The organism is Xenorhabdus sp. NBAII XenSa04, assembly GCF_963866145.1.
GTDB lineage: Bacteria > Pseudomonadota > Gammaproteobacteria > Enterobacterales > Enterobacteriaceae > Xenorhabdus > Xenorhabdus indica.
The window spans coordinates 1-3652 of sequence record NZ_CAWMEB010000082.1; the positions used below are offsets into that span (position 1 = coordinate 1).

Annotated in this window: 4 protein-coding genes; 2 read left to right on the forward strand and 2 right to left on the reverse strand. The window is 34.1% G+C overall.

Annotated elements, in window-relative coordinates; translation table 11 throughout:
* The coding region (locus AAC147_RS04385; protein WP_339955595.1) for a phage tail protein at window positions 1–1082 on the forward strand (1082 nt) is incomplete at its 5' end.
* A gap of 183 nt (window positions 1083–1265) precedes the next feature.
* Window positions 1266–2222 carry a glycosyltransferase gene (locus AAC147_RS04390; protein ID WP_047685757.1) on the forward strand — a complete coding sequence of 319 codons (957 nt, stop codon included), beginning with the start codon at window positions 1266–1268 and terminating at the stop codon, window positions 2220–2222.
* 48 nt (window positions 2223–2270) lie between these two features.
* On the opposite strand, the gene AAC147_RS04395 is transcribed toward AAC147_RS04390, so the two are convergent.
* Together AAC147_RS04395 and AAC147_RS04400 are read right to left on the reverse strand one after the other, a co-directional pair.
* On the reverse strand, window positions 2271–2867 hold the full coding sequence (locus tag AAC147_RS04395) for a tail fiber assembly protein (RefSeq protein ID WP_047685759.1): 597 nt from the start codon (window positions 2865–2867) through the stop codon (window positions 2271–2273).
* Window positions 2867–3652, reverse strand: a 786-nt coding sequence (locus tag AAC147_RS04400) for a phage tail protein (RefSeq protein ID WP_339955596.1), incomplete at its 5' end; no start/stop codon positions are given. The genes AAC147_RS04395 and AAC147_RS04400, both read right to left, overlap by 1 nt.

A 3652-nucleotide genomic window follows, 5' to 3' on the forward strand; every position in this document is an offset into this window, starting at 1 on the left:
TTGTAAAAAACCTCGGTTTAACAGAAGCCAAAACCAAAGCGGAGGGGGCATTGCCTCGCAGCGGAGGAGAAGTCACCGGGGATATCACGATTTCAACTGACAGTGAGATAGCCTGGCGTAGAAATACGGACATGGCTGCTATCGGTTTTAAAAATACCGGTGATGGTGATACAGACTCCTATATGTGGTTTAAAACAGGCGATAATGGTAACGAATATTTCAAATGGCAGCATAGTCTTTCTGGAGGGGGAACCACTGAATGGATGAGCCTGAAATCTGATAATCTCCGAGTTAAAGGGCATCAGGTCTATCATGAAGGGTATAAGCCATCCGCTGCGATCATTGGTGTTTATACAAAATCTGAATCCGATAACCGTTTTATTCATTTAAATACGAACACTAAAACATCAGGATATATTTTATCTAAAGCAGCCAATCTTTATGATGATCCTAGTTCGCGTCATTTAGGACTTTCAGGTTTTTTAAGGCCTAATGGGGTAGATGATCTTGGTGGGTTAGCTATTCATGTGGCCCATCCTTCTGTGGATGGGCCACAGCATGCTAGAGGTATTTCTTTTGAATATGGAAGTAATTGGGATAAATTTGGGATATCTACCTATGCTTTTGATAAAGATGGAAAATTTCAAGGAAAAAAGAAAATACTAACAGAAGATGATAAAGATTCATTAGGTAGTGTGCCTGTTGGAGTACCTTTACCGTGGCCACAAGATAAAGCACCGCCAGGATATTTAATTTGCAATGGTGACAGTTTTGATAAAGCTAAGTATCCTCAATTAGCAAAAGCATATCCATCTGGTTTTTTGCCTGATCTGCGTGGTGAGTTTATTCGTGGTTTGGATGTAGGACGTAATGTTGATTCAGGAAGAAAGGTACTGTCTTCTCAAGAAGGTAGTATACAAAGCCATACCCATTCTGGAGTGTTTACTGGAGCATTTGAAAGAGAATCTGGTGGTCGAGGTGGTTGGGGGGCTACAAATACTAATGGAAATACTGCAGCGACTGGTGGAAATGAAACACGTCCTCGTAATATTGCTTTTTTATATATAGTTAAAGCTGCTTGATGTTTTATAAGGTAGTCCTGGGTAAGTAAATTATTCAGGATTACGAACAGATTATGAACATAGATAGTTAGTATAATATTTAAATTATTGCTGATTTATAGATCTTTAGATCACATAAAATAGATTATTTACTTATAATATGATAATATATTTTAAAATTTAAGTTTATAAAATGGTTTTGCAATGGGTAAGATTATTGTGAATGGCGTTTTAAATCATAAGTTTATATCAGAATATGCTTATGATTTTGAAAATATAATAAATAAAAAAACAAATCCAGATTTAATTCAAGATAGATATTATCGCAAAGGTAAAGCGTGTTGGGTTCTTCAAACTTTAATTAATCTAAAATATTATTATGCTGATTATTTGGATATTACACTAACCAATGAAGTTCGTGCAGATGCTATAAATCTATTACATTATGACGATTTTAGTTTTAAAATGAAACCATGGAAAGGAACTACTATAGTTTGTCAAGCTGATAGACCTTCAATATCTGGGGCTGATTGCATTGTTGTTCAAAACTCATTACAAGCCAAAAATGGAAAAATTTTCATACCTCATTGGCCACAGCCTGGATTGAAACCTAGATCTAAAAATCGTCATGAAGTAAAAACGATTGGTTTTTTGGGTCATGAAGATGCATTGCCTGAATTTTTTTCCGATGAAGCGTTAATAAGAGCTCTAAAAGATAGAGACATTACATTTATAAAATCATCTAAAAATTGGGAAGATTATACAAATATAGATATTGCTATAAGTTTTAGAAAAAATAGCTCTTTAGAACTTATAAGAAAACCTGCTAGCAAGCTCATTAATGCATGGAGTGCCGGTTGTCCTCTAATTTGTGATGATGAGCCTTCTATGAGAGCTATAATGCAAAGTGAATTAGATTACTTAATAGCAAGAACACCAGAACAATTTATTCATGAAGTAGATAAATTAATAAATCAACCTGATTTATATTTATCTATGGTATTAAATGGAAGAAATAGATTCGAAGAATATAATCGTGAGTCTACAGTAAAAAAATGGTTTCATTTAATTGAAAAAATTCATCAAACAAAAAAGGCAAAAAAAATCAGTTTTATATTAAGATTAATTAAGTTTTATTTGCATAAAAAATATATTAATTAAATTATTTTTCAGAATAAATAACTAGGGGCATATGCCCCTTTAATTATATTACCTTGGTTGTTCCGGCCATTCAATTTCTGGAGCAACAGATAGATCAACTCTATTCAATAACACTAAATATTTTTTCCACTTAATGAGAGATGATTTTTCTTCATTTGTTGCTAATTCAGTATCAATTGCATATTGTAATGGTAAAATAATATCATTCGCTTTTTTTCGTAAATTTATTCGTTCTTTTTCTGCTTCAGAAATTTGATTTTCTTTTAAAGAAATTTTATCCGTAACCCATTTAGAGCCATCCCAATTGTCAAATTCAGTATTAGGTTTCTTAAAGGTTAAAATATCAGATAATCCTCCTATTTCAGTAACGTTAAACTCTTGTCGCGTTTTGATGTGGTAAGCAGTTTTTCCTCTATAATCTGATAAATATTCCCAGTCTGTTAGTTTTTCGTTACGACAAACCACAAAACCAGGTTTATTTCCCAGTGGTTTATCAACACAAGAATGGGCTGGGATACCCACTCCAACAGCTAGAAATTCAATATTACTATTTAAATATTCTCTAGTTATAGCATCGTAATTAAAAATAATTACTTTTCCAGAAATAGTTGCTATGTTATTTTTATCTAATTTAGCTTTAAACATTATTTAGCCCTTAAAATATAATTAAATGCTATATTCCTTGGTCGCGTTTTGAAATTAGCTAATGAAACTGCGCCTGTAGGGATTAATTTATTAGTTGTGGAAAAATATTGACCACTACCATATGTAGGAGATTCAAAATTCTCAGCTGTATTATCTGTTGGATATCTGTTAGGGTAACTATTAATAGGTGGCGTTACTAAACTTCCCTGAGTAGGTGAATACGCATAAATATAAATATTGGGTAATTGTGTCGCATCTTGCCATGACAACAAATCACGAGATATATCAATCCCTCGACTATCATCCCAACCACGAATAAATTCACCTCGTAAATCTGGTAATACTCCAGATGGATATATCTCCGCTAATTTCGGATATTCTGACTTAGTAAATTTTGCACCATTGCATTTTAGCCAACCTATAGGAGGTGTATCAGTTGGCCATGGAATAGGGGAACCTATGGGAAACCCAATGATAGATTGCTGTTTATGATTACCATTAGTATTTAAAAACCGGGTATGCAATATAGCGGAGGAATCAAGCCAGATTTGCCCTACATCACCACCTTTAAATCCGATACTGACACCTTTTACCCATTCTCCTTCCTGACCACATGAAAATGCCCCTATATATGACTGATCAGGAACCCTGGTCATATGTCTGGTTTGGGAAAATGCCTGTACATCCCCCGCACTTAGAGAGATATCATTCATAAGCGGTTTCCCATTGATTTTTCGGTTATTGGGCACCGCATTTTTTGCCAGCTCCTGAGTTTCTGTTAAACC